Here is a 20770-nt window from a genome sequence, read left to right as displayed (position 1 = left end):
GGTTATTTAACTTCGATTGTCACGTCCGTACGCACGGTAGGACGTATCAATACTTCTTGTTTTTCTTTCCCTCGCCGGAGAACGAAAGAACAGGCGTTGTTGCCCGACAGGTTGATATAAGGCGCAAAGTAGTAGAGGTAAGCGAAGGGCGCCATGGCATTGCTGCGTTGCAAGGCATTGGCCACCTGCGTGTATTTGAAGCTATCCCAATACATACAAAACTCAAATCCGTTGGCATCTTTGAACTGTGTTTTCGGGTCGCGCAGATTCATCGTGTTGGTGATAAATCGTTTATACGCGCCGGTCAGTTCTTCTGCCGTATGGTTCATGCGCTGATTGCCGATGCGGTCGACGGTGTCGCCTACGCGTACGCCGGCTGCATACGCCGGCGAGTTCGCATCGACAGCGGCCACGCGTTCCAACTGGTCAATATCGTACTGGATCCCGGTGTAATTGTAAGTTTTTCGACTCACCGTGAAGGGTACATTCCGAGTATATTTCACATACGGATACTGCATCAGCATCAGCGGGATATGGATCCGCGCATAGTCTTCCAAGCGGAATGAGTTTTCCAATAATTCATGCGCCTCACACTCCCAGATGACCCGCCCGGGTTCGATCCGAAGATCCACAAAACGGAAGCCAAACTGAAGCAGAAACTCCGCTTCCGATTCCGCCGTTTGATGGTTCAGGAAAGGGAGATCGATCATCCGACTGTAATTCACATCGTAACGCGAGATAACCTCTTTGTTGACCATCACTTTGCTGGGACCTTTATAGTTGGGATTCTTATCGAAAAAGTAGAAGGTCTCTACCCGGATTTCCGGCTGTTCCGGATCGTAGATCAATCCTTTTTGGGTCAATTCTTTTTCGATGTATCCGTTGATGGCCGTTTCCATATTCCGGTTGCTTTCGTCAATGGCGGAAAAGGTAAAGGTGGAAAAGGCAGCAAAATCGACTGGGTCGGGCGTTACGTTCATATTGAACGGGCATACAAACCGGCGTTCACTGGTGGTTTCCAGGCTATACATATTAAAAGCGATCGCCAACTGCTCCTCTGTGATGGCATTCGAGAGTTTACAGTCTTTGCGCACCGCCACCTTTTTCTGCGGGTTCGAAAACGACCGGATAGTCAGTGTTATTTCGTTCCTGTCTGCCGGGTTCAACAGTTGGTTGAGTTCCATTTCGCTCAGGTTCAAAGTAGGCACATTATCGATGGCTTCCAGGATATCCCCCTGCTTGATGCCCATCTGTTCGGCTGAAGAATAGGGAACAATACGGGTTACGACCGGAAAACCGAGCCCCCAGTTCGGACTATGGCTGATTTCATACGAAAAACCGATACGACAGATTTGCGGTCTGTTCTGAGCAAAGCCAATCAGGGATATGGCCAAGAGGGCTATTGAAAAAATTATTCTTTTCATATCAGAGTAAGAATCTTATAAGACGTAATGAATGTCAGGCAACAAATGAATTATACCTTTCAAAAGCAAAGGTAAAGATATTTTTCCTCTTTTTCATGTTTTCGGTCGAGTTTAGGACGAAATGCAAATTGCTTTACGCTACGCGAAACCTACATTTTGTCAAAAGCATGTGTTTTATCGTGAAGGGGATTCAATTGCGTCACCGTACGCACCCGGCGGGTCGCTAATGAGAGCCCTGTAAACCATTTGCGTACGGAGTGACACGGTGATTAGTCTATGTTTTTTCGGATGCGTTTGAGGTATTCTTTCATGCCTTCCGAGTCTTTCTTTTGGATGATATCCTGCAAGACCGACAATTCCTCCTGGATGCGACTGATCTGATTCGGGGTACGGGGGTTGAAGAGTATCTCGGTCAACAGATAATCATCTTCTGAAAAGAGTCCCCGGGCAATCTTCATGTGTCGCTTAAAGGTGGTGCCCGGTGCATCCTGATGCTTCATGGTGGCGGCAAATACGATGGTCGACGCAAAAGGAATGCCCAACGAATAGGCCACCACCCGGTCGTGTTCCTCGAAGGTGTATTCGCAGATATTCAGATGAAGCGAGGCATAGAGGTCTTTGAAGAAGATGCGTCCCAGGTGATCCCCTTCGGTAATGATGATCGTATTCTCCTTGGCCAAGTTGCCTAAGTTGGCAAAGGTCGGGCCAAACATCGGGTGGGTCGATACGTACGGGAATCCACAGGTTTCGTAAAACTCTTTCAGGTGGGTCTTGACCGAGGCGATGTCGGCGATGATACAGTAGGGTTGCAAATAAGGCAACACCGCCCGGAAGGCATCGATCGTATGATTCAACGTAACGCAATTGATCACCAGTTCCGGTGCAAAGTCAGCTATTTCTTCCGGTTTTTGCAGGCGCAACGCGTTGTAAATAAAACGCATTCGCTTCGGATCACTTTCCAATACGGCCACTTCGTGGTCGAAACTTAATAGATCGGTAAAGAAAGAGCCCATCTTGCCGGCTCCCAATATCAGTATTTTCATTGTTGATTCATAATTATCATCTGCTGACGAACAGACTCTTCGTGTATTTCCTGTAATATCTCTTTCACAAATAAAGTGCTTAGATCCATAGCGGCTCCCATCTCAGAGCGTTTCTCCAAAATCTCGTTATAACGGGGCGATTGCAGGATCGGCATATTGTGTTCTTTCTTATAAACACCGATCTCGCGGGAGATACGCATACGTTTGGCCAATAGTTCCAACAATTGTTCGTCGATCTGGTCGATCTGTCGGCGTAGTTCCGTCAGGCTTTCCGTCGTTTGATGTACATCACGTATGACCAGCATATTCAAGACAAAATCCAACACCTCCGGCGTGATTTGTTGACCGCCGTCGCTCCAGGCCTCTTCGGGTGCGGTGTGCGACTCGATAATCAAGCCGTCAAAGCTCAGATCCATGGCCTGCTGGGAGAGAGGAGCTACCAATTCCCGCTTTCCGCCGATGTGGCTGGGATCGCAGAATATCGGCAATTCAGGCATGCGGCGACGCAATTCGATAGGGATATGCCAAAGCGGAAGGTTGCGGTACATCTTTTTATCATACGAACTGAAGCCGCGGTGAATCACACCGATCTTGCGGATGCCCGCTCCGTAAATACGTTCAATAGCACCGATCCAAAGCTCCAGGTCGGGGTTGACCGGGTTTTTAATCAGTACAGGGATGTCTACGCCCGTGAGCGCGTCTGCTATTTCCTGTACGGCAAAGGGGTTGACGGTGGTGCGAGCGCCGATCCAAAGCATATCGATTCCGGCATTCAACGCCTCTTCTACATGCTCTTTGGTGGCTACCTCCGTGGCTACATACATGCCGGTCTCCTCTTTGACCCGCTTCAACCAGGCAAGCCCTGCGGAGCCTACGCCTTCGAAGCCTCCCGGTTTGGTGCGCGGTTTCCATACTCCGGCACGGAATATGCGGATGCCGCGTGCGGCTAATTCGCGTGCGGTGTTCAAGACCTGTTCTTCTGTTTCGGCACTGCATGGGCCGGCAATAACGATGGGGCGGCTGGGGTCTACGCCCGGTAATACGATTGATTCTAAGTTCATATGGTTGTTGTTTTATTTTTGTTAATGAATAAGGTTTTTGAGGACTTTAATTGATAGCCCGGATCCGTTCCAATGCCTCTTCCAATACCTCTTCCCGGCAGCAAAGCGATATGCGGAGATAGCGTTCGCCCTGGCTTCCGAAGATAATTCCGGGGGTGATAAAGACATTCGCCTCATAGAGTATCCTGTCGGCCAATGCCACCGCACTCTCTATATGATCCGGAACGCGTCCCCAGACAAAGAGACCTACCTGATTGGGATCGTAATGGCATGTCAACAGCTCCATGATCTTTTCTGCAAAAGTACGGCGTTTACGGTAAACCGCGTTCATATTCTCGTACCATTCTGCCGGCGCCTGCAAAGCTTCTACGGCAGCCAGTTGCATGGGCTTGAATTGTCCGGAGTCGATATTGCTCTTCACCTTCAGGATCCACTCGACAAACTGCCGGTTGGAGGCCAGCATCGCGATGCGCCAGCCGGGCATATTATGTGACTTGCTCAACGAATTTAATTCAATGCAAATCTCCTTAGCACCGGGAATACTCAATATGCTTAAAGGCTTTTCGTTCAATATGAAGCTATAAGGATTATCGTTGCAGATCACAATCTGATGGCGGCGGCCGAAGTCGACCAGTTTCTCGAACAACTCTTGGGTCGCATTGGCGCCGGTAGGCATATTGGGGTAGTTGACCCACATCAGCTTCACCTCGGAAAGATCCATCTTTTCCAACGCATCAAAGTTGGGCATCCATCCGTTTTCCTCGTTTAAATCATACGAAACGATGCGGGCGCCAACCAGTTTGCTGACGGAGGTATAGGTCGGATAACCCGGATTGGGCACCAGTACGCCATCTCCCGGATTCAGAAAGGCCATGGATATATGCAGGATCCCCTCTTTGGAGCCGATAAGCGGCAAGATCTCTGATGCCGGATCGAGATTCACCTCATACCAATGTTTGTACCAGTCGGCAAAGGCCCGGCGCAATTCCGGAATACCGATATAAGGCTGGTAGCCGTGGTTATTTGGTTGATGTGCCTGCCGGCACAATGTTTCCACCGTCTTTTCGGAGGGAGGAAGATCAGGGCTTCCCACTCCCAGGTTAATGACATTCTTACCTGCGGCATTCATCTCGGCTACCTCTTTCAGCTTTTTTGAGAAGTAGTATTCCTGCACACTGCCTACGCGTGTGGCGGGTATGATCGCCTTACACGCTTTGTTTTCCTTCTGCATATTCTCCAAGTATTGTAAAGTTCTTAGTCAGGGGACGGATTGCGTCCAAGGCTTGTTTGTATCGTGTGAAATCAAGAAAAGTCAGGTCAATGTAGAAGAGGTATTCCCATTCGCGTCCGATGATCGGAAGCGATTGAATCTTGCTCAGATTCATGTCGTAGAAGGAAAGGATAGATAATACTTTGGAAAGGCTGCCGGCGGCATGTGGCAGGGCGAATACGAGTGACGCCTTGTTGATCTCCTCTTTTTCGATCATCTCTTCGGCAAGCCAGGCGTCGGCAATAGCCAGAAAACGGGTGAAATTGCGTTTGTTGGTCTCGATCCCTTCGGCGAGGATCTCCATGTTATAGATCTCGGCCGCCTGTTTTCCGCATATAGCGGCGTGGCCTTTGAGTTTGTTTTCCGCGATCCACCGGGCACTCATCGCCGTGTCTTCTTTTTCTACCAGTTTCACGTTAGGCAGGGTGTCCAGAAAATCATTGCATTGCATCAGGGCGATCGGGTGGGAGTTGATCTCTTCAATCTCATGGATCGTTGTACCCGGAAGGGCAACCAGCGAATGAGATATGCGGAGTTTGAACTCGCCCACCACCTTCAGTCCGCTCTGACGGATCAGTTCATGGTTTTGCAACAGACTGCCGGCAATGGTGTTCTCAATGGCCATCATGCCGACGATGGAGGGCTCTTTCCGGATGGTGGCAATCACTTCCCGGAAGGAATTACAACCGATCAGTTCGATCTCTTCTTCCGGGAAATAACTATGTGCCGCAATGTCGTGATAGGAACCGGCTATTCCCTGAATGGCAACTTTCTTTTTCATCATCGTTACTTTTTTTCTTTCGCTATAAACAAAAAAAAGTCCCACCGATGATCGGCAGGACTTTCTATATTCGTTTATTGATATGTTTCTGTATTCAACGCATTACATACAAATTCCTGCCTTTATTCTGCTAAAATAAAAGTAAAAATAAAAATATGTAAAGCTAAACTTGTTCATCTTACGATTTGTCTCTTATGGGGATCAAAAGTAATACTTTTTTGTTTTGTGCAAGCAAAAAGTGATATTTTTTTTGTTTTGTATGGAAATTATTGAAAAAGAGAAGGGGGTTGGATAGGGGCTGTTTTAGTTATGAGATCTTCCTTCCCTACTTGAAGCTCAACACTAACCCTCAAATACCACCTCCAACTTTTACATGTTTATAAATGTTAAATCGCCTGTTTTCTTCAAAACCCCCAACTATCAATTTGTAATTTTCGCGGGACTTTGCGCGCAAAAAGGTGGGACTTTGAAGACAAACTCCCGGGAGAAACATTTTTTAACGTATGGGTTTGTAAGCAAAAGGTCTCTTTTGCTTACAAACCGTATTTTAACATTTTCTTCTGAAACGTGTTGGAAGGAGGGCCTTTTTCTTGTTTTTTATACCACTTTATGGCCTGGTTGCAGTGTTAGCATCTCTTTGGGGACATTCGTCTTCACGCTGTTGATAAGCAAGTTTCCAATGGTGTGGCGGATGAAGTCTTTCCGGTGTACGAAGACAATTTCCCGGGCTGGGCGCGGAATGGCAAACGGACGCACCAGTTTTTTCTGTTCGTCGCTTAGTTGCAGTGTGGCCAGTTCCGGAATAAAGGTGATGCCGTTGTTGCTTTCTACCATACGCATAAAGGTTTCCAGGCTGCCTAATTGGTAGGCTGCCTGACGTACCTTGACCTTTTCCATCTGGCAGAAGCGCATCAACTGGTCGCGAAAGCAATGGCCTTCGTCTAACAACCACAGATTTTCATCGCTTATATCAGCTGTTTTGATCATCTCTTTTTTGTAAATCGACTCCTGGGGAGCCACATACCCATAGAATTGTTCGTAGAAAAGCAAGGTGCCTTGCAGGTAATCTTCTACCGGTTGGTTGGCGATAATAGCCGCGTCGATGTCGCCTTTATGAAGCGCATGAAGCGTTTCGGCTGTTTTCATTTCCAATACGCGGATATCCAGATCGCTGTGTTTTTCCGTCAGTTGTTGAAAAAAGCGGGGCAATAGGTAGGGAGCAATGGTGGGCAATACGGCGAGTCGGAACACCCCTTTCAGCGATTGCTCCTCTTCGTGTACAATTTCTTTGATTCGTTGTGTTTCAAAAATAACCGATTTCGCCTGGGCAATGATCTTTTTCCCAATAGGGGTAGGGCATACGGGTTGCAGGCTGCGGTCGAATATTTTGGTGTTTAGTTCATCTTCCAGTTTTTGAATCATCATGCTCAATGTCGGTTGGGTCACATGGCAGTGTTCGGCTGCTTTGGCAAAGTGACGATATTGGTCGACGGCCAATATATACTCTAACTGTTGAATGTTCATGGCAGAGGAATTGTAATGAATTTATATGCGTAAAGATAGTTATAAGAAATCAATTTCCCCATATCTCTTTTTCCCTTTCAGGTAGAAAGTGACCAACAGGCTTTTGGAAAGTATCTCCGGTGGGAAAGGGTTGGTGGCTTTCTGCAGGTTCTCCCGGCGTAGCGGAAGGTAGGCGGTGCGCAGCTTACGAAACGCTTTGCGTGCCCGATACACGGCCCGGACATTGGCGAACTGTCCTGTTAACAGGAACTGCAAGGCCGCCAGGTAATCGAGCCAGAAGCGGAGGCGCATGGTGGCGCGCAGTCGTTCTTCCGGCAGGTTTTTGTAGAGCATCAGGAGGTTGTTGCGGAAATTGAGGAAGGTCTTACGCGGGTTCTCCTGGTTGAGCGTGGCTCCTCCGACGTGATAGACCACCGAATCGGGCAGGCAGACCAAGCGGTAACCTCGTGTGCGCAGGCGCCAGCAAAGGTCGATCTCTTCCTGATGGGCAAAGAAACCGGCATCCAATCCACCCTCTTTCCGGTATACATCCGTGCGGATAAAGAGGGCTGCACCGCTGCCCCATAATATATCACAGGGAGTATCGTATTGTCCTTCGTCTTTTTCGATCACATGAAACATCCGACCCCGGCAAAAAGGATATCCGTATCGGTCGATAAAACCGCCGGAAGCGCCGGCGTATTCAAAACAATCCCGTTCCTTTTCAGCCAGTATTTTAGGCTGTACGGCAGCGATCTCCTGCTCTGTATCTAATGCTTTCAAGGGCGCTTCCAGCCAGTGGGGCGTAACCTCCACGTCGCTGTTTAACAATACCGTATAGGGCGTTGTGATTTCGGCCAGGGCACGGTTGTATCCTTCGGCGAATCCGTAGTTTTCTTTTAGTGCTATGACACGCACTCCAGGAAACTCTTTTGCCAACATCGCGAGCGAATCGTCGGTGGAACCATTGTCAGCCACGACAATTTCCGCTATCTCTTCCGGGCTATGCGCCACGACAGACGGAAGGAAGCGCTTCATCAGGCTGCTCCCGTTCCAGTTCAGGATAACAATGGATACTTTTTTCATTTTTGTTCGAAATCACTACGTTTATATTTCCAACGCTTATGCGTCCAAAGCCAATAGGCGGGATGGCGGAGAATGCTCTGCTCCAGTTTGCGCGCATAGGTCTCTGTGATCCAAAACTCCGGCGTTTCTTTCGGCGTTTTGGTCAACAGATCCAGGTCGACGGTATAATAACCTCTCTTTATCTTCTTTACATCCACAAAGACCACAGGCAGATCCAATTTGCGGGCAATGCGCTCCGCGCCGGTAAACATCGGCGTCTCTTGGTTGAGGAAGGTGGTCCAGTAATGGATATTCGTTTTACTGGGTGTCTGGTCTGCCAGGAATACCACCACCGAAGGGGTCTTTTCCTGTTTCAGTCGTATCATTTCGCGGATCGTATCATTCTTCTTGATTCCTCTGGCCTCGAAGCGGGTACGCAGATCGATCAGTAATTTGTCGAACGCTTTATTCGTGAGTGGGCGGTAAATATTGTATGCCCGGGCTTCTTTGAACTGCGTGGAGATGCCCGAAAACCATTCCCAATTGCCGTAATGCCCCATCACAAAAATGATAGAGGTATGCCCCTCGTCGACCAATTGGTCGACCAGTTCCGGGTTGCGCATGTAGGCATGACGCAATAATTCTTCGGAAGAGATATGCGCCAGTTTCATGGTTTCCACTATATAGTCACAGAAATGATGGTAGAACTCCTTTTCGAGCTGGCGCAATTCGCTTTCACTCTTTTCAGGAAAGGCTTTTGTCATATTATAACGAACCACCTTTTTGCGGTATCCGATCACCCGGTAAGCCAGGAAGTAGAATATATCCGAACAGATATATAATAGAGGCATCGGAAGCAAAGCATGTAGCTTTACCAAGGTGTATAACAAGGCATATTGTATCTTCGTTCCCATACGTGTTATGCTTCTTTAATAAACAGGGCGTTCCCCTCTTCATTCCAACCGGCTAACAGGATCGGTTGAACCTGGTTGACCCACTCCTTATTATATTCCGTTTCCACCTTGATGTAATTTTCTGTGAAGCCATACATCCGATTGTTCTTGCGGGTATGCTCGAACAATACCTTTGCCGGTCGGCCGATGTGTTGCTCATAGAAAGCGTGTAGTTTGCGGTCGGAAATGTCGAGCAGCGACTGGCTGCGACGATGCTTGGTTTGCGGATCGACTACATGTTCTATTTTCAGTGCCTGTGTACCTGCCCGTTCGGAGTAACTGAACACATGAAGCTGGCTGACCGGCAGTTCTTCGAGGAAAAGACGCGTCTCTTCAAAGAGCTCATCCGTCTCACCCCGCGTGCCTACAATCACATCTACCCCGATAAAAGCGTGGGGAATAACCGATTTGATCTTTTCTATTTTATGCCGGAAAAGTGCCGTGTCGTAGCGGCGACGCATCAGGCGCAACACCTCGTCGCTTCCACTTTGCAATGGAATATGAAAGTGGGGCGCGAAACGACGGCTTGTCGCTACAAAATCAATGGCTTCATCTGTGATCAGGTTCGGCTCGATCGAGGAGATGCGATAGCGTTCGATTCCTTCCACCCGGTCGAGAGCGCGCAACAGATCGATAAAACTCTCCCCGGTTGTTTTGCCGAAGTCGCCAATATTCACGCCACTGAGCACGATCTCTTTGCCTCCGCTCCGGGCTACCTCTTCCGCCTGTTTGACTAAGCTTTCGATCGAACCGTTGCGACTGCGGCCGCGGGCAAACGGAATGGTACAGTATGAGCAGAAATAATCGCACCCATCCTGTACCTTCAGAAAATGGCGTGTGCGGTCGTCTGTCGAGCAGGAGGGCGAGAAGGTGCGTATATCTTTCGATTGGGTCGAGACGATGGGCGCGGCCTCTTCGTCTCTGTTTTGGATATAGGTCAGGATATCGAGCTTTTGCTCCGTGCCCAATACCAGATCGACCCCCTCGATGTTGGATACCTCTTCGGGTTTGAGTTGAGCGTAACAACCGGTCACCACCATAAAGGCACCCGGGTGTTGTTTGCCGATCCGGCGGATGGCTTGCCGGCATTTCTTATCGGCCAGTTCGGTGACAGAGCAGGTATTGATCACACAGATGTCAGCCTTTTCTCCCGGACGAGCCTTGCGTATGCCGTTTTCAGCCAGCGTTTTTCCTATCGTGGATGTTTCGGCAAAATTGAGTTTACAGCCTAAAGTGTAGTACGCGGCTGTCTTATATTCGAATATTGTCTTATCTATCATCACATGCAAATTTCCCGGCAAAGTTACGCAAAAATATTCAGTCTGTTCAAGCGAACTTAAGCGCGGTATCCTCGATGCGCTTGCTCAGGTTGTGAAGAGCCTCAATGAATAGATTTGTTTCATACAAATATAATGTCAACTAACAGATTATACTCAATCTTTCGTTCAACAAAAACTAATTCAATCGTACTAACACTATTACCGGATTATCATCTTCATTCTTTGCGGGTGTCTCATATCCGATAAGCGTTTTTCCGTCTTCCGAAATATTTCGTATCTGAAAGGTTGGGGTGCCATCTTCTTGGGTTACACTCTGCCCGCCCGGAAGGGAGATATAGTATTCTTCTTTATTGAACTGCTTGGCAAATTCTTCATTATAATAAAATACAACCTTTTCACTTGTTTTCGTATGCTTATTATAGACGATTGTAACCCTGTAAGATTTGAGTCCCATGCCACGAACAAACACTACATGCTGATCTTCATAAAAAACGACTGGCATCCGACCGCCACCCTTTGGAGCCTCTACTTGCTGCCAACGCATCTCTTCTGTAAAAACATTATCGCCCACATGCATCACATATTCGGGAATAATATCATTAGCTGTTACAGTAAAAACAGTATCGTTAAAACCCTCTTTCATACGTAAATCATCACCCAATCTAAACATAGAGCATTCATCAGAATATAAAGAACACATCGTTACTCCTTCTATATATTTATAATGTGGCAGAACGCTCAATACCTCTCCATCCGTATTAAAAAAAACAACCCGATTCCTTTCATCGCCCATAACATTAGGGACATAACCTACTATTACATCATCTTTCCAATGGGCAAAATAAGAAAATCTATATGGAGTTTCCAGTGTGGATATAAATTCCCCATCCAAATAGTATTTGTGTATTTTTTTTGTAAACACGTCATAAATAAGGATATAGTTATCTACAAATATAGGCTTTTCACTAATAGAAGTATACTCTCCAGGTCCATTGCCTTTGCTTCCTATATTTCCCAGATATTTACCGGAAAGATCAAAAACAGAACAATTGCTTTTGTGTACTATATATAACTTATCTCTGTACAAAGAAGCATAAGTAATACCATTTATTAGGATATCATCACTTGTCTCTAAAAATACAGCTTTAATATCGGTAGCCACATCATCCAATACCACAATTTTTTCAGATTGACCATAAGCAGCCGCTATGTCAAAAACCGGAATCTCTCCGGTTGGCTTTTCACTACTACAAGCAAATGCCAACCAAATAAACAGGGATATAATAAAATAGTTTTGTTTCATTTATAGTACTCTATTGGCCTATCACAAATATAGGAATAAAGTTGCTTTACTTATTTATTTTTTTGTGAAGAATACCATATCTCTGAAATAATAAATTGTAAGTAGCTCTCCCATTTTTCACAAACCCCAAAATGTCATTTTGATATTTCCGCGGGAGAATTTGCGCAAAAGCCCGGGACTTTGGAGATAAAGTCCCGGGAGTTAGTATTTGTTAACAATTGAAGTGTCACGAAAAATGTCGAGTTTTATTAAAAATCAGGGCTATTTGCTTACACTATGACTTTTTAATAAAAACGGAAAACCAGGGGTAAATCAGAATTCATTTAGATATGTTTGCCTTGTATATAGTTTGTATATCTACATATTTCTATCTACTTTTGCACAAAATTGTCACATTTGTGCTATGATACAAGAAAACTTTATTAAGCTCTACGAAGAGAGCTTCAAAGAAAATTGGGACCTACCAGCCTTAACGGACTATAGCAAGAACAAAACATTCACCTATGGTGATATGGCAAAGGATATTGCCCGTATGCATATTATCTTTCAGGAATGCCAGATCAGGCGGGGAGATAAGATCGCATTAGTCGGAAAAGACTCTTCCCGTTGGTGTATTGTGTATATGGCTGCCGTTACCTATGGCGCCATTATCGTTCCCATCCTGCAGGATTTCAGTGCGAATGATATCCATCATATTATCAACCATTCCGAGTCGATCTTCCTGTTTGTGAGCGATCGCATTTGGGATTCGCTCGAAGAGGATAAGATCGACAACCTGCGGGCTGTCTTTTCACTTTCCGATTACCGTTGTTTACATCAGCGCGATGGCGAACAGATCCAGAAACTGATGCTCGCTTTAGACGATAAAATGCGTCTCTATTATCCGCAGGGATTCACCCGTGAGAACATCAAATATGCCGAATTGGAGAACGATAAGGTGGTGTTGCTCAATTATACCTCCGGCACTACCGGGTTTAGTAAAGGCGTGATGCTGACAGGTAATAACCTGGCGGGGAACGTGACCTATGCTAAAACATTGGATGTTATCTTCCGTAGCGAGCGGATGATCTGTTTCCTCCCGTTGGCTCATGCTTATAGCTGTGCGTTCAATTTCTTGGTGCCGCTGGCCGTTGGCGCCCATGTCTATATACTTGGCAAAGTGCCTTCGCCCAAGATTCTCTTGAAAGCTTTTGATGAGATCAAACCGAATCTGATCATCACCGTGCCGCTTATCCTCGAAAAGATCTACAAAAAAATGATCCTTCCGCAGTTGAATAAGCGAACCTTGAAGCTGGCATTGAATATTCCGTTGTTGGATACGCGCATCTATGCGCAGATCCGCAAGAGCCTGATAGATGCGATGGGTGGACGTTTCCGCGAAGTGATTGTCGGTGGGGCGGCCATGAATCAGGAGGTGACCGATTTTCTTTACAAAATCAAATTCCCCTTTACGATTGGCTATGGCATGACCGAATGTGGTCCGCTGATCAGTTACGACAACAACAAAGAGTTTATTCCCGGATCCTGCGGACAGGTGTTGAAAGGCATCATGCAGGTGCGTATCGATTCGGACGATCCTTATAATAAAGTTGGTGAGATCCAGGTGAAAGGTGAAAACGTGATGTCGGGTTATTATAAAAACGATGAAGCGACCAACAACGTATTCACCAAAGACGGTTGGTTGAAGACTGGTGACCTGGGCACGATCGATGAAGGCAACCGTATCTATATCAGAGGCCGCAGTAAGACCATGATACTCGGTGCAAGCGGGCAGAATATCTATCCGGAAGAGATCGAATCGAAACTCAACAACCTGCCTTTTGTGATGGAAAGTGTCGTGGTGGAGAAAAACGGAAAGCTGGTTGGATTGGTTTATCCTGACTATGAAGCGGTCGACCAAACGGGACTCTCGCATGACGACCTGGGAGTTATTATGAACCGCAATAAGGAGGAACTAAATAAGTTGCTGGCGCCTTACGAGTCTGTTTCGTCTATTCAGCTTTATCCGAACGAGTTTGAGAAGACGCCTAAGAAGAGCATTAAGCGATATCTTTATAGTAATTACTAAGAGTTTATATAAAAAGAAACGTCCTTACGACATGAAGTCATAAGGACGTTTCTTTTTATGTTCAGTTGTATTAGTAAACGTACTTGGCTGATTTCAGGAAATCATAGCTTTGTTGTACACTTTCCAACGGGTTGTTGTTGGTGTACTGTTCAACTTCCACATACCAGTCTTTGACGTTGTTTGCCTTCATCTGGTTGAATATTGCCTCGAAGTTCATTTCTCCACTGGCGCCGATCTCTTTCGCATCCTTGATATGGATATTCTTGAACTGGTCGGCATGTTTTTTCAGGTATTCCACCGGATCGTATCCGCCTTGCTGACACCAGTAAACATCCAATTGGAAGAAGCAATGGTTCTTGCTTACGTTGTTTAGCATATAGTCATAGATCAATTGATCGTCAATCTTTCTAAACTCAAACGAATGGTTGTGATAACCAAAGGAAATGCTTGCTGCAGCGGTTTTATAACCAACCGCGCTGAAATAGTCGCAATACATTTTTATATCGTCCAACGTGGTTTCTCTGTTCACCGGCATAGAGGGTTGTACCATATACTTCACGCCGATCTGGTCGTACGTTTCGATCGCTTTGTCCCACCAGGCCATAACCTCAGCCTCTTTCTCTTTACTGAACGATTGACCCAGGTGAGCGCTGGTACATTTCAGACCATTATCATCACATAATTTTTTGAATTCGGCAGGAGCTAAACCATACACCTTTCCGTCGCCGTAATTAGCGGTTTCCACATGTGTGTACCCCATCTTGGCTACAGCCTCGATGACAGGCTGGATACCGGCATCTTTAACCATTTCGCGCAAGGAATACAATTGCAATCCCATGTGTTTCCCGGGACTACCGGCGGCACACGATGATAAGAGCTGAGGAGCCACTACACCTCCGGCAAGCAATAAGGAGGCTTGCTTTAGAAAATCACGTCTGTTTTGCATAATACTTTGATTTTTTTGAGAACTACCGCAAAAATAGGATTATTTCCACGGGCTGGCTATATTGATTTGTTAAAATCTTCAAAAACCATTGATATTCCCCTTGTATTTCATGGAATTCCGTTTTTTTTCACCGGGAGAAGTTGTTGGCTGAGCAAGGTCGACCAATTGGTCGAGCATGGTGAGCCAGTTGGTCGAGCATGGTCGGCCAGTTGGCTCACCATGCTCGGCCACCAATTCTTGGAAGGGGCATGATAGATTTCTTATATAAGTATATAAAAAATATCTGTTTGACAAGCGTTTAAAGCTGCCGTATCTTTGTCACATAAAGAAAAGCAAAAGATGAGACTTATGAATAAGAAAGAATTCCAACAAGAAATAATCGGTTTGCAACGCAATATGTACAATTTTGCCTTGTCCCTGACGGCAGATAGGGAAGATGCCGAAGATCTGTTACAAGATACCACCCTGAAAGTCCTTGATAGTCAGGAGAAGTTTACCGACAATTACAACCTCAAAGGCTGGGTATTGACCGTTATGCGCAATATTTTTATCAATAACTACCATAAGGTGGTGCGCAAACAAACGGTGATCGACGCGAATGCCGATCTGTATAACCTGCATATCCTGAGCGAATCGCCGCTTGACTCGCCGGAGGATTCGTATCAACTGAGTGAAATCACGCAGGCGGTAGAAAACCTAAGTGATGACTTGCGTGTGCCTTTCCAGCTCTACCTGGGTGGTTACAAATACCACGAGATAGCCGATCGCTTGGATATGCCTTTGGGAACGATCAAGAGCCGCATTTTCTTTGCGCGTAAAGAATTGCAGATACAACTGAAGGATTTTAATTCTTAAGCGGAAATCACTACTTTTACGTCTGAAAACGTAAAAGAACAAAGCTGATGTTAAAAGATTCCGTCCTGTTTCCCCCGGAGTGGTATCCGCAAAGTGCTGTGCAACTGACCTGGCCGCATGAAGATACCGATTGGGCGCCCATCCTGGATGAGGTCATTCCCTGCTTCGTGGCGATAGCACATGAAATACTCAAACGTGAAAAATTAGTGGTTGTTTGCCGGGACGAACAGGTTCTGCGCAGCCAATTAGGCGACATCGACGACTCGCGCCTTATCGTTCGCGAAATAGAATCGAACGATACCTGGGCGCGCGACCATGGGGGCATCTCTGTGTTCGATGATGGAGTTCCTTCGGTTTATGACTTTGTATTCAATGGTTGGGGCATGAAGTTCCCGGCCGATAAAGACAATCAGATCACCCGTCAGCTGTTTCTGTCGGAGACTTTCCGGGAAGAGGTGCCCTATGTCAATATGCAACCGTTCGTATTGGAGGGGGGAAGCATTGAATCGGATGGGCAGGGAACGCTGCTTACCACCGAAGAGTGCCTGTTTTCCCTGAACCGCAATGAGTATCTGAATCCCGAACAGTTGGAATATCACCTGAAAGATCTCTTTGGTGTGGAGCGTATTTTGTGGCTGAGTCACGGATACCTTGCCGGAGATGATACCGATAGTCATGTGGATACACTGGCGCGTTTCTGCAGCGAAGATACGATTGCATACGTGCGCTGTGAGGATGAAGCTGATGAGCATTACGAAGAATTGAAGCAGATGGAGGAGGAACTGAAAGGCTTTACCCGGACCGACGGAACGCCTTACCGGTTGATTGCCTTACCGATGGCCGACAAGGTCGAGTGGGAGGGAGAGCGTCTTCCGGCAACATACGCCAATTTCTTGATTATCAACGATGCGGTCCTGCTTCCTTTTTATGATTCTCCCCTGGACGAGGTGGCGAAAAAAGCTTTACAAGAGGCTTTCCCAGAGCGGGAAGTGATTGGAATCAATTGTTTACCATTAATCAAACAACACGGATCCCTGCATTGTGTGACGATGCAGTATCCGCAAGGTTTTATCTAAAATGCCGTATGAAAGTAGGAATTATTCAACAAGCGAACAGCGGTGATCTCCGCGCCAATATAGACAGGTTGCACGAACGTATCCGGGCATGTGCTACCGATGGAGCGGAACTTATTGTTTTGCAGGAACTGCATAACGGGCTTTATTTCTGTCAGGTAGAGGATCCAACCCTGTTTGACCAGGCGGAATCAATACCGGGACCTTCCACAGAGGCCTACGGGGCGTTAGCCCGGGAACTGGGGGTGGTGATTGTGTTGTCGTTGTTCGAGCGCCGTGCGCCCGGTTTGTACCACAACACGGCAGTGGTGATGGAAAAGGATGGTACGATAGCCGGGACATACCGCAAGATGCATATACCGGATGATCCGGCCTATTATGAAAAGTTTTATTTTACACCCGGCGACCTGGGCTTTGAGCCTATCGACACCTCTGTCGGACGACTCGGCGTCTTGGTGTGTTGGGATCAATGGTATCCGGAAGCTGCCCGCTTGATGGCTATGCGGGGTGCCGAATTATTGATCTACCCGACAGCCATCGGGTGGGAGAGTAGCGACGCGGAGGAAGAGAAGAAGCGTCAGCTCGATGCCTGGGTAACCGTGCAGCGTGGTCATGCGGTGGCCAATGGATTGCCGGTAGTCACTGTGAATCGTGTAGGGCATGAATCGGATCCTTCCGGCCAAACCCGTGGCATTCAGTTCTGGGGCAATAGTTTTGTGGCAGGTCCTCAGGGCGAGTTGCAGGCGGTGTTCTCACAGGAAAAGGAGGAGTATCGTGTGGTGGAAATCGATAAGGCACGCAGTGAACAGGTGCGTCGTTGGTGGCCATTCTTCCGCGACCGGCGGATCGATGCTTTTGACGGATTAACGGAACGGTATTTATAAAAAAGAAAAGGGCGGAGATCGTGAAATCTTCGCCTCTTCATTTATCCCATTTTTATTTGTTTTGTTAGATGAAACATACGGTAACCGATTTCGGACCGTGTTGTTTGCGTTGCCGTTTGGCTTTTGTCTTACTGCCGGGGAAAGGCCCTGAAATAAAACTGCCGAAGTTGATATCTCCCGAGTAGACCTCTTCGTAGGCTTCACGCATATCTTTCACCAACCGGTCGGGGTGCAATAATATCACCAAATGACGGGAGAGATGATCTAACGCATGGATAGGCATGTTCTGTTGTGAAACCCAAAGCATACCGGTCTCCGCAACACCGAATTCTGCTCGGATAACCGCTACGTCGACCTCTTCCAGTTCACACGGATTGTACATGTGATTCAGATCTTTGCTTCCTCTCACTTCTGATGTGGCAGAGCCAATCACGTTCGCTTCAGGATGCAAAATATGAATCAACGGTTTAATCTCCGTTGCATTGCTCACCTCGTACCAGTGGCTGGAGGTTCGCGTCAGATTTTCTTTAAATTCCTCAAGCATAGATTTCTCTTTAGTGAACAAAGGCACATTCTGAAGAATGAACGCTTCGCTCGTGGTGTTGAGCCCCATGGCTTCAATCAATAATTCTCTCGTACTCATCTTCTTTCTCTTTTTCTTTTTGTTGCTTTCTGCAAATTCTAAAACAGGCGGAACACGCTTACCGACTCATGGTCGGGCTGTCGCCTAAACACGGTTACATTAGGATGACAATGCCAATGGTCGGGATATCACTATGCCCAATCATGGTGTCTTTATCGAATAAAATAGTATCAGGAGAAAGTATTCCCGTATAAATTCGGGGATGTAGGAAGTCTCTACCTCAGTCTTTCTCTTTTTGTTTATAACAATTTTCTACGGTTCTTGTTCGCAAAGATAGAAAAAGAATGTTCATTTCCTACTAAATGAACCAAAATTCAGCTTCTGACGGAAAGCAGACTACAAAAAAAGAGGCTTTCTCATGGCGAGAAAACCTCTTTGGAGAGTTTTTAATCAACTGTTATAATTTTTTCAATCCCTTGGTTTGTGTCTTGTCGGCTTCGATGATGCTGATTGCATAGCCACCACCCGGCGCCGACTGTTGTGTCAGTTTCGATTTATTGGTGACAACGACCTTACGGATGGTGTATGCCTGCGGGTTTGTTTTGTAGTGCGCCTCCTTCCCATCGGCATAGATGGTCGCAATATAGGTCTTTCCGGCATCCAGGAAATCGAATTTAATGTTGGAGCGATGACCGTCATATCCGGTTACATGACCGACAAACCAATTGTTGGATCCTTTGGCTTTGCGGGCAACCGTGATGTATTCGCCCGGCTCGGCTTCGAGGTAACGGCTGTCGTCCCAATCGAGGGCTACATCCTTGATAAACTGGAAAGCATCAGGGAACTGCCGGTAATGCTCTATCAGGTCGGCTGCCATTTGCAATGGACTGTACATGGTCACATAGAGAGCCAACTGGTTGGCCAGGGTTGAGTTTACGTGTGAGGTGTTGTTGGGATTGATCTTTTCGATGTCCATTTCAAATATGCCGGGCGTGTAGTCCATTGGCCCGCCAAGCAGGCGTGTGAAAGGAAGGATGGTTACGTGGTTGGCATTATTGCCACCGAAAGCCTGGTATTCTGTTCCGCGTGCGGATTCGTTTCCGATCAGGTTGGGCCATGTGCGGCAAATGCCTGTGGGGCGTACGGCTTCATGGGCATTTACCATGATTTTGTATTCGGCAGCTTTCTGAACAGCGTAGAGGTAATGGTTGTTCATCCATTGACCGTAATGATGCTCACCGCGCGGGATCATATCACCCACATAGCCACTCTTGAGCGAATTGTAGCCGTTATCGACCATAAACTGGTAACCTTTGTCCATATGACGTTCATAATTGCGAACGGATGAGGATGTTTCGTGGTGCATCATCATTTTAACACCTTTACTTTTTGCGTAATCGCGTATCTCTGCTACGTTGAAATCGGGATACGGAGTTACAAAATCGAATACGTAATCTTTGGACTTACCGAACCAATCTTCCCAACCAATGTTCCACCCCTCCACGAGGACAGCGTCCATATCGTGTTCTGCTGCAAAATCAATGTATTCTTTCACATGGGCAGTCGTTGCGCCGTGGATGCCGTTTGGCTTCACCTGGGTGTAGTCAGTCACTCCCAATTGCACGCTGGGCAGGTCGTCGGTGTATGCCCAGGAGCTCTTTCCTGTGATCATTTCCCACCATACACCCACATATTTAACCGGTTTGATCCATGATGTATCCTCGATCTTACAGGGCTCATTCAGGTTGAGTGTCATGTTGGACGCCAGGATATCGCACGCGTTGTCGCTGACGATGATGGTACGCCATGGAGAAACGCATGGAGCCTGCAGGTAGCCTTTATTCCCTTTGGCATCCGGTGTCAGATGGGACTCAAAGATGAAGTTTTTATCATCCAGATCCAGGTGCATACAGGAATAATTGATCAAGGCCGCTTCGTGCAGGTTGATATAGATGCCTTCAGCCGATTTCATCATCAAAGCGGTTTGCACGCCTGTCTGCGAGAAAGGGGTTTGTGACGAGTTGGGCGTAATGGCCGTTTGCATCAAACCGCGGATTTCCGACAGCCGGGAGGTGGTATAGTCGTATTCCTGGGTGTCGTAGTCGCCGGGCAGCCAGATCGCTTTGTGGTCGCCAGCCATAGCAAACTGTGTGCGCTCTTCTTTCAGAACAAAATAGACGAGGTTTTCCTGCTGGGGAAATTCATAACGGAAGCCCAATCCATCGTCAAACAGGCGAAAGCGTATCAATAACTGACGCTCGGTAGCCGGTTGATTTAACAGTAGAGCTAATTCGTTATAATGGTTGCGGATATCTTTGGTCTCTCCCCAAACCGGTTGCCAGGTCTCGTCGAAGGTTCCGGTGGTCACGTCGGCTACCTCGAATCCGTCGTAAAGTGAGGTGCGCGCGTCGGCCATCGGATGAATCGTACCCTCCGGAGCGAAGTCCCAGAACTCGCGCGAGGCGGCTTCCGGTATTAGCTCCAGTCCGAGGCGGCTGGTTTTGATCACATCTTTCCCTTTATATTGCAAGGAATAGGTCGGAACGCCTTTATCCTGTAAAGAAAAATTCATTTCAAACTCGCCATTGGGCGACGTGAGTGTTTGTGCAAAGCTTGATGCACAACACAGGCAGAGGCCTACTGCGCCTGCCATTTTACTTTTTGAAAACATGGTAAGA

17 protein-coding genes are annotated in these 20770 nt (G+C 47.0%); 4 read left to right on the top strand and 13 right to left on the bottom strand.

Translation table 11 applies throughout. The features are described from left to right. Positions 1-2: 2 nt before the first annotated feature. The 10 genes from M2137_RS12680 to M2137_RS12635 all read right to left on the bottom strand — a co-directional run bounded on the left by M2137_RS12680 (position 3) and on the right by M2137_RS12635 (position 11683). Positions 3-1424, bottom strand: a complete 1422-nt coding sequence (locus tag M2137_RS12680) for a PDZ domain-containing protein (RefSeq protein WP_280766817.1) — start codon at positions 1422-1424, stop codon at positions 3-5. Between the two features lie 269 nt (positions 1425-1693). Further along, complete coding sequence (locus tag M2137_RS12675; RefSeq protein ID WP_280766816.1) at positions 1694-2467, bottom strand: prephenate dehydrogenase/arogenate dehydrogenase family protein; 774 nt, start codon at positions 2465-2467, stop codon at positions 1694-1696. After that, on the bottom strand, positions 2464-3528 hold the full coding sequence (locus M2137_RS12670; protein ID WP_280766815.1) for a bifunctional 3-deoxy-7-phosphoheptulonate synthase/chorismate mutase type II: 1065 nt from the start codon (positions 3526-3528) through the stop codon (positions 2464-2466). The genes M2137_RS12675 and M2137_RS12670 overlap by 4 nt, the downstream gene beginning before the upstream one ends. Positions 3529-3574: 46 nt before the next feature. Then, positions 3575-4759 carry an aminotransferase class I/II-fold pyridoxal phosphate-dependent enzyme gene (locus M2137_RS12665; RefSeq protein ID WP_280766814.1) on the bottom strand — a complete coding sequence of 395 codons (1185 nt, stop codon included), beginning with the start codon at positions 4757-4759 and terminating at the stop codon, positions 3575-3577. Beyond that, the gene (locus tag M2137_RS12660) at positions 4734-5579 is read right to left on the bottom strand and encodes a prephenate dehydratase (protein WP_280766826.1); all 846 of its coding nucleotides are present in this window, start codon (positions 5577-5579) and stop codon (positions 4734-4736) included. Before M2137_RS12660 ends, M2137_RS12665 begins: the two co-directional genes overlap by 26 nt. A gap of 597 nt (positions 5580-6176) precedes the next feature. Continuing rightward, positions 6177-7103, bottom strand: coding sequence for a hydrogen peroxide-inducible genes activator (locus tag M2137_RS12655; protein WP_280766813.1), 927 nt, complete (start codon positions 7101-7103; stop codon positions 6177-6179). Positions 7104-7142: 39 nt separating this feature from the next. After that, on the bottom strand, positions 7143-8168 hold the full coding sequence (locus M2137_RS12650; protein WP_280766812.1) for a glycosyltransferase family 2 protein: 1026 nt from the start codon (positions 8166-8168) through the stop codon (positions 7143-7145). Beyond that, complete coding sequence (locus M2137_RS12645; protein ID WP_280766811.1) at positions 8165-9061, bottom strand: lysophospholipid acyltransferase family protein; 897 nt, start codon at positions 9059-9061, stop codon at positions 8165-8167. The genes M2137_RS12650 and M2137_RS12645 overlap by 4 nt, the downstream gene beginning before the upstream one ends. Before the next feature lie 5 nt (positions 9062-9066). Then, a complete protein-coding gene (gene mtaB / locus M2137_RS12640) occupies positions 9067-10380 on the bottom strand; it encodes a tRNA (N(6)-L-threonylcarbamoyladenosine(37)-C(2))-methylthiotransferase MtaB (protein WP_280766810.1) in 1314 nt (437 codons plus the stop codon). A 175-nt stretch (positions 10381-10555) separates the two neighbouring features. Then, entirely contained in the window at positions 10556-11683 is a 1128-nt protein-coding gene (locus M2137_RS12635) for a 6-bladed beta-propeller (RefSeq protein ID WP_280766809.1), read from the bottom strand. Between the two features lie 403 nt (positions 11684-12086). Here M2137_RS12635 and M2137_RS12630 point away from each other — a divergent pair, with 403 nt between their 5' ends. After that, a complete protein-coding gene (locus tag M2137_RS12630) occupies positions 12087-13751 on the top strand; it encodes an AMP-binding protein (protein ID WP_280766808.1) in 1665 nt (554 codons plus the stop codon). A gap of 70 nt (positions 13752-13821) precedes the next feature. Here M2137_RS12630 and M2137_RS12625 read toward each other — a convergent pair whose 3' ends face one another. Further along, the gene (locus M2137_RS12625) at positions 13822-14697 is read right to left on the bottom strand and encodes a sugar phosphate isomerase/epimerase family protein (protein WP_280766807.1); all 876 of its coding nucleotides are present in this window, start codon (positions 14695-14697) and stop codon (positions 13822-13824) included. Positions 14698-15045: 348 nt separating this feature from the next. On the opposite strand from M2137_RS12625, the gene M2137_RS12620 reads away from it, so the two are divergent. From M2137_RS12620 to M2137_RS12610, 3 genes are read left to right on the top strand one after another with little or no spacing between them, the layout of a single operon-like run. Then, positions 15046-15552, top strand: a complete 507-nt coding sequence (locus M2137_RS12620) for an RNA polymerase sigma factor (protein ID WP_280766806.1) — start codon at positions 15046-15048, stop codon at positions 15550-15552. 47 nt (positions 15553-15599) lie between these two features. Further along, complete coding sequence (locus tag M2137_RS12615) at positions 15600-16628, top strand: agmatine deiminase family protein (RefSeq protein WP_280766805.1); 1029 nt, start codon at positions 15600-15602, stop codon at positions 16626-16628. Positions 16629-16636: 8 nt separating this feature from the next. Continuing rightward, on the top strand, positions 16637-17509 hold the full coding sequence (locus tag M2137_RS12610) for a carbon-nitrogen hydrolase (RefSeq protein ID WP_280766804.1): 873 nt from the start codon (positions 16637-16639) through the stop codon (positions 17507-17509). A gap of 64 nt (positions 17510-17573) precedes the next feature. On the opposite strand, the gene M2137_RS12605 is transcribed toward M2137_RS12610, so the two are convergent. Together M2137_RS12605 and M2137_RS12600 are read right to left on the bottom strand one after the other, a co-directional pair. Next, on the bottom strand, positions 17574-18152 hold the full coding sequence (locus tag M2137_RS12605) for an LUD domain-containing protein (RefSeq protein ID WP_280766803.1): 579 nt from the start codon (positions 18150-18152) through the stop codon (positions 17574-17576). Between the two features lie 397 nt (positions 18153-18549). Beyond that, the gene (locus tag M2137_RS12600) at positions 18550-20745 is read right to left on the bottom strand and encodes a glycoside hydrolase family 97 protein (RefSeq protein WP_280766802.1); all 2196 of its coding nucleotides are present in this window, start codon (positions 20743-20745) and stop codon (positions 18550-18552) included. Positions 20746-20770: the final 25 nt, after the last annotated feature.

Source organism: Parabacteroides sp. PFB2-10 (assembly GCF_029893085.1).
GTDB lineage: Bacteria > Bacteroidota > Bacteroidia > Bacteroidales > Tannerellaceae > QVMG01.
The sequence above is the reverse complement of the archived record's forward strand: the minus strand, read 5'-3'. Positions and strand labels throughout refer to the sequence as shown.

Excerpts from the sequence above, each read along its gene's own strand:
- M2137_RS12680 (WP_280766817.1), bottom strand. The coding sequence starts at position 1,424 with ATGAAAAGAATAATTTTTTCAATAGCCCTCTTGGCCATATCCCTGATT.
- M2137_RS12675 (WP_280766816.1), bottom strand. The coding sequence starts at position 2,467 with ATGAAAATACTGATATTGGGAGCCGGCAAGATGGGCTCTTTCTTTACC.
- M2137_RS12670 (WP_280766815.1), bottom strand. The coding sequence starts at position 3,528 with ATGAACTTAGAATCAATCGTATTACCGGGCGTAGACCCCAGCCGCCCC.
- M2137_RS12665 (WP_280766814.1), bottom strand. The coding sequence starts at position 4,759 with ATGCAGAAGGAAAACAAAGCGTGTAAGGCGATCATACCCGCCACACGC.
- M2137_RS12660 (WP_280766826.1), bottom strand. The coding sequence starts at position 5,579 with ATGAAAAAGAAAGTTGCCATTCAGGGAATAGCCGGTTCCTATCACGAC.
- M2137_RS12655 (WP_280766813.1), bottom strand. The coding sequence starts at position 7,103 with ATGAACATTCAACAGTTAGAGTATATATTGGCCGTCGACCAATATCGT.
- M2137_RS12650 (WP_280766812.1), bottom strand. The coding sequence starts at position 8,168 with ATGAAAAAAGTATCCATTGTTATCCTGAACTGGAACGGGAGCAGCCTG.
- M2137_RS12645 (WP_280766811.1), bottom strand. The coding sequence starts at position 9,061 with ATGGGAACGAAGATACAATATGCCTTGTTATACACCTTGGTAAAGCTA.
- mtaB (WP_280766810.1), bottom strand. The coding sequence starts at position 10,380 with ATGATAGATAAGACAATATTCGAATATAAGACAGCCGCGTACTACACT.
- M2137_RS12635 (WP_280766809.1), bottom strand. The coding sequence starts at position 11,683 with ATGAAACAAAACTATTTTATTATATCCCTGTTTATTTGGTTGGCATTT.
- M2137_RS12630 (WP_280766808.1), top strand. The coding sequence starts at position 12,087 with ATGATACAAGAAAACTTTATTAAGCTCTACGAAGAGAGCTTCAAAGAA.
- M2137_RS12625 (WP_280766807.1), bottom strand. The coding sequence starts at position 14,697 with ATGCAAAACAGACGTGATTTTCTAAAGCAAGCCTCCTTATTGCTTGCC.
- M2137_RS12620 (WP_280766806.1), top strand. The coding sequence starts at position 15,046 with ATGAATAAGAAAGAATTCCAACAAGAAATAATCGGTTTGCAACGCAAT.
- M2137_RS12615 (WP_280766805.1), top strand. The coding sequence starts at position 15,600 with ATGTTAAAAGATTCCGTCCTGTTTCCCCCGGAGTGGTATCCGCAAAGT.
- M2137_RS12610 (WP_280766804.1), top strand. The coding sequence starts at position 16,637 with ATGAAAGTAGGAATTATTCAACAAGCGAACAGCGGTGATCTCCGCGCC.
- M2137_RS12605 (WP_280766803.1), bottom strand. The coding sequence starts at position 18,152 with ATGAGTACGAGAGAATTATTGATTGAAGCCATGGGGCTCAACACCACG.
- M2137_RS12600 (WP_280766802.1), bottom strand. The coding sequence starts at position 20,745 with ATGGCAGGCGCAGTAGGCCTCTGCCTGTGTTGTGCATCAAGCTTTGCA.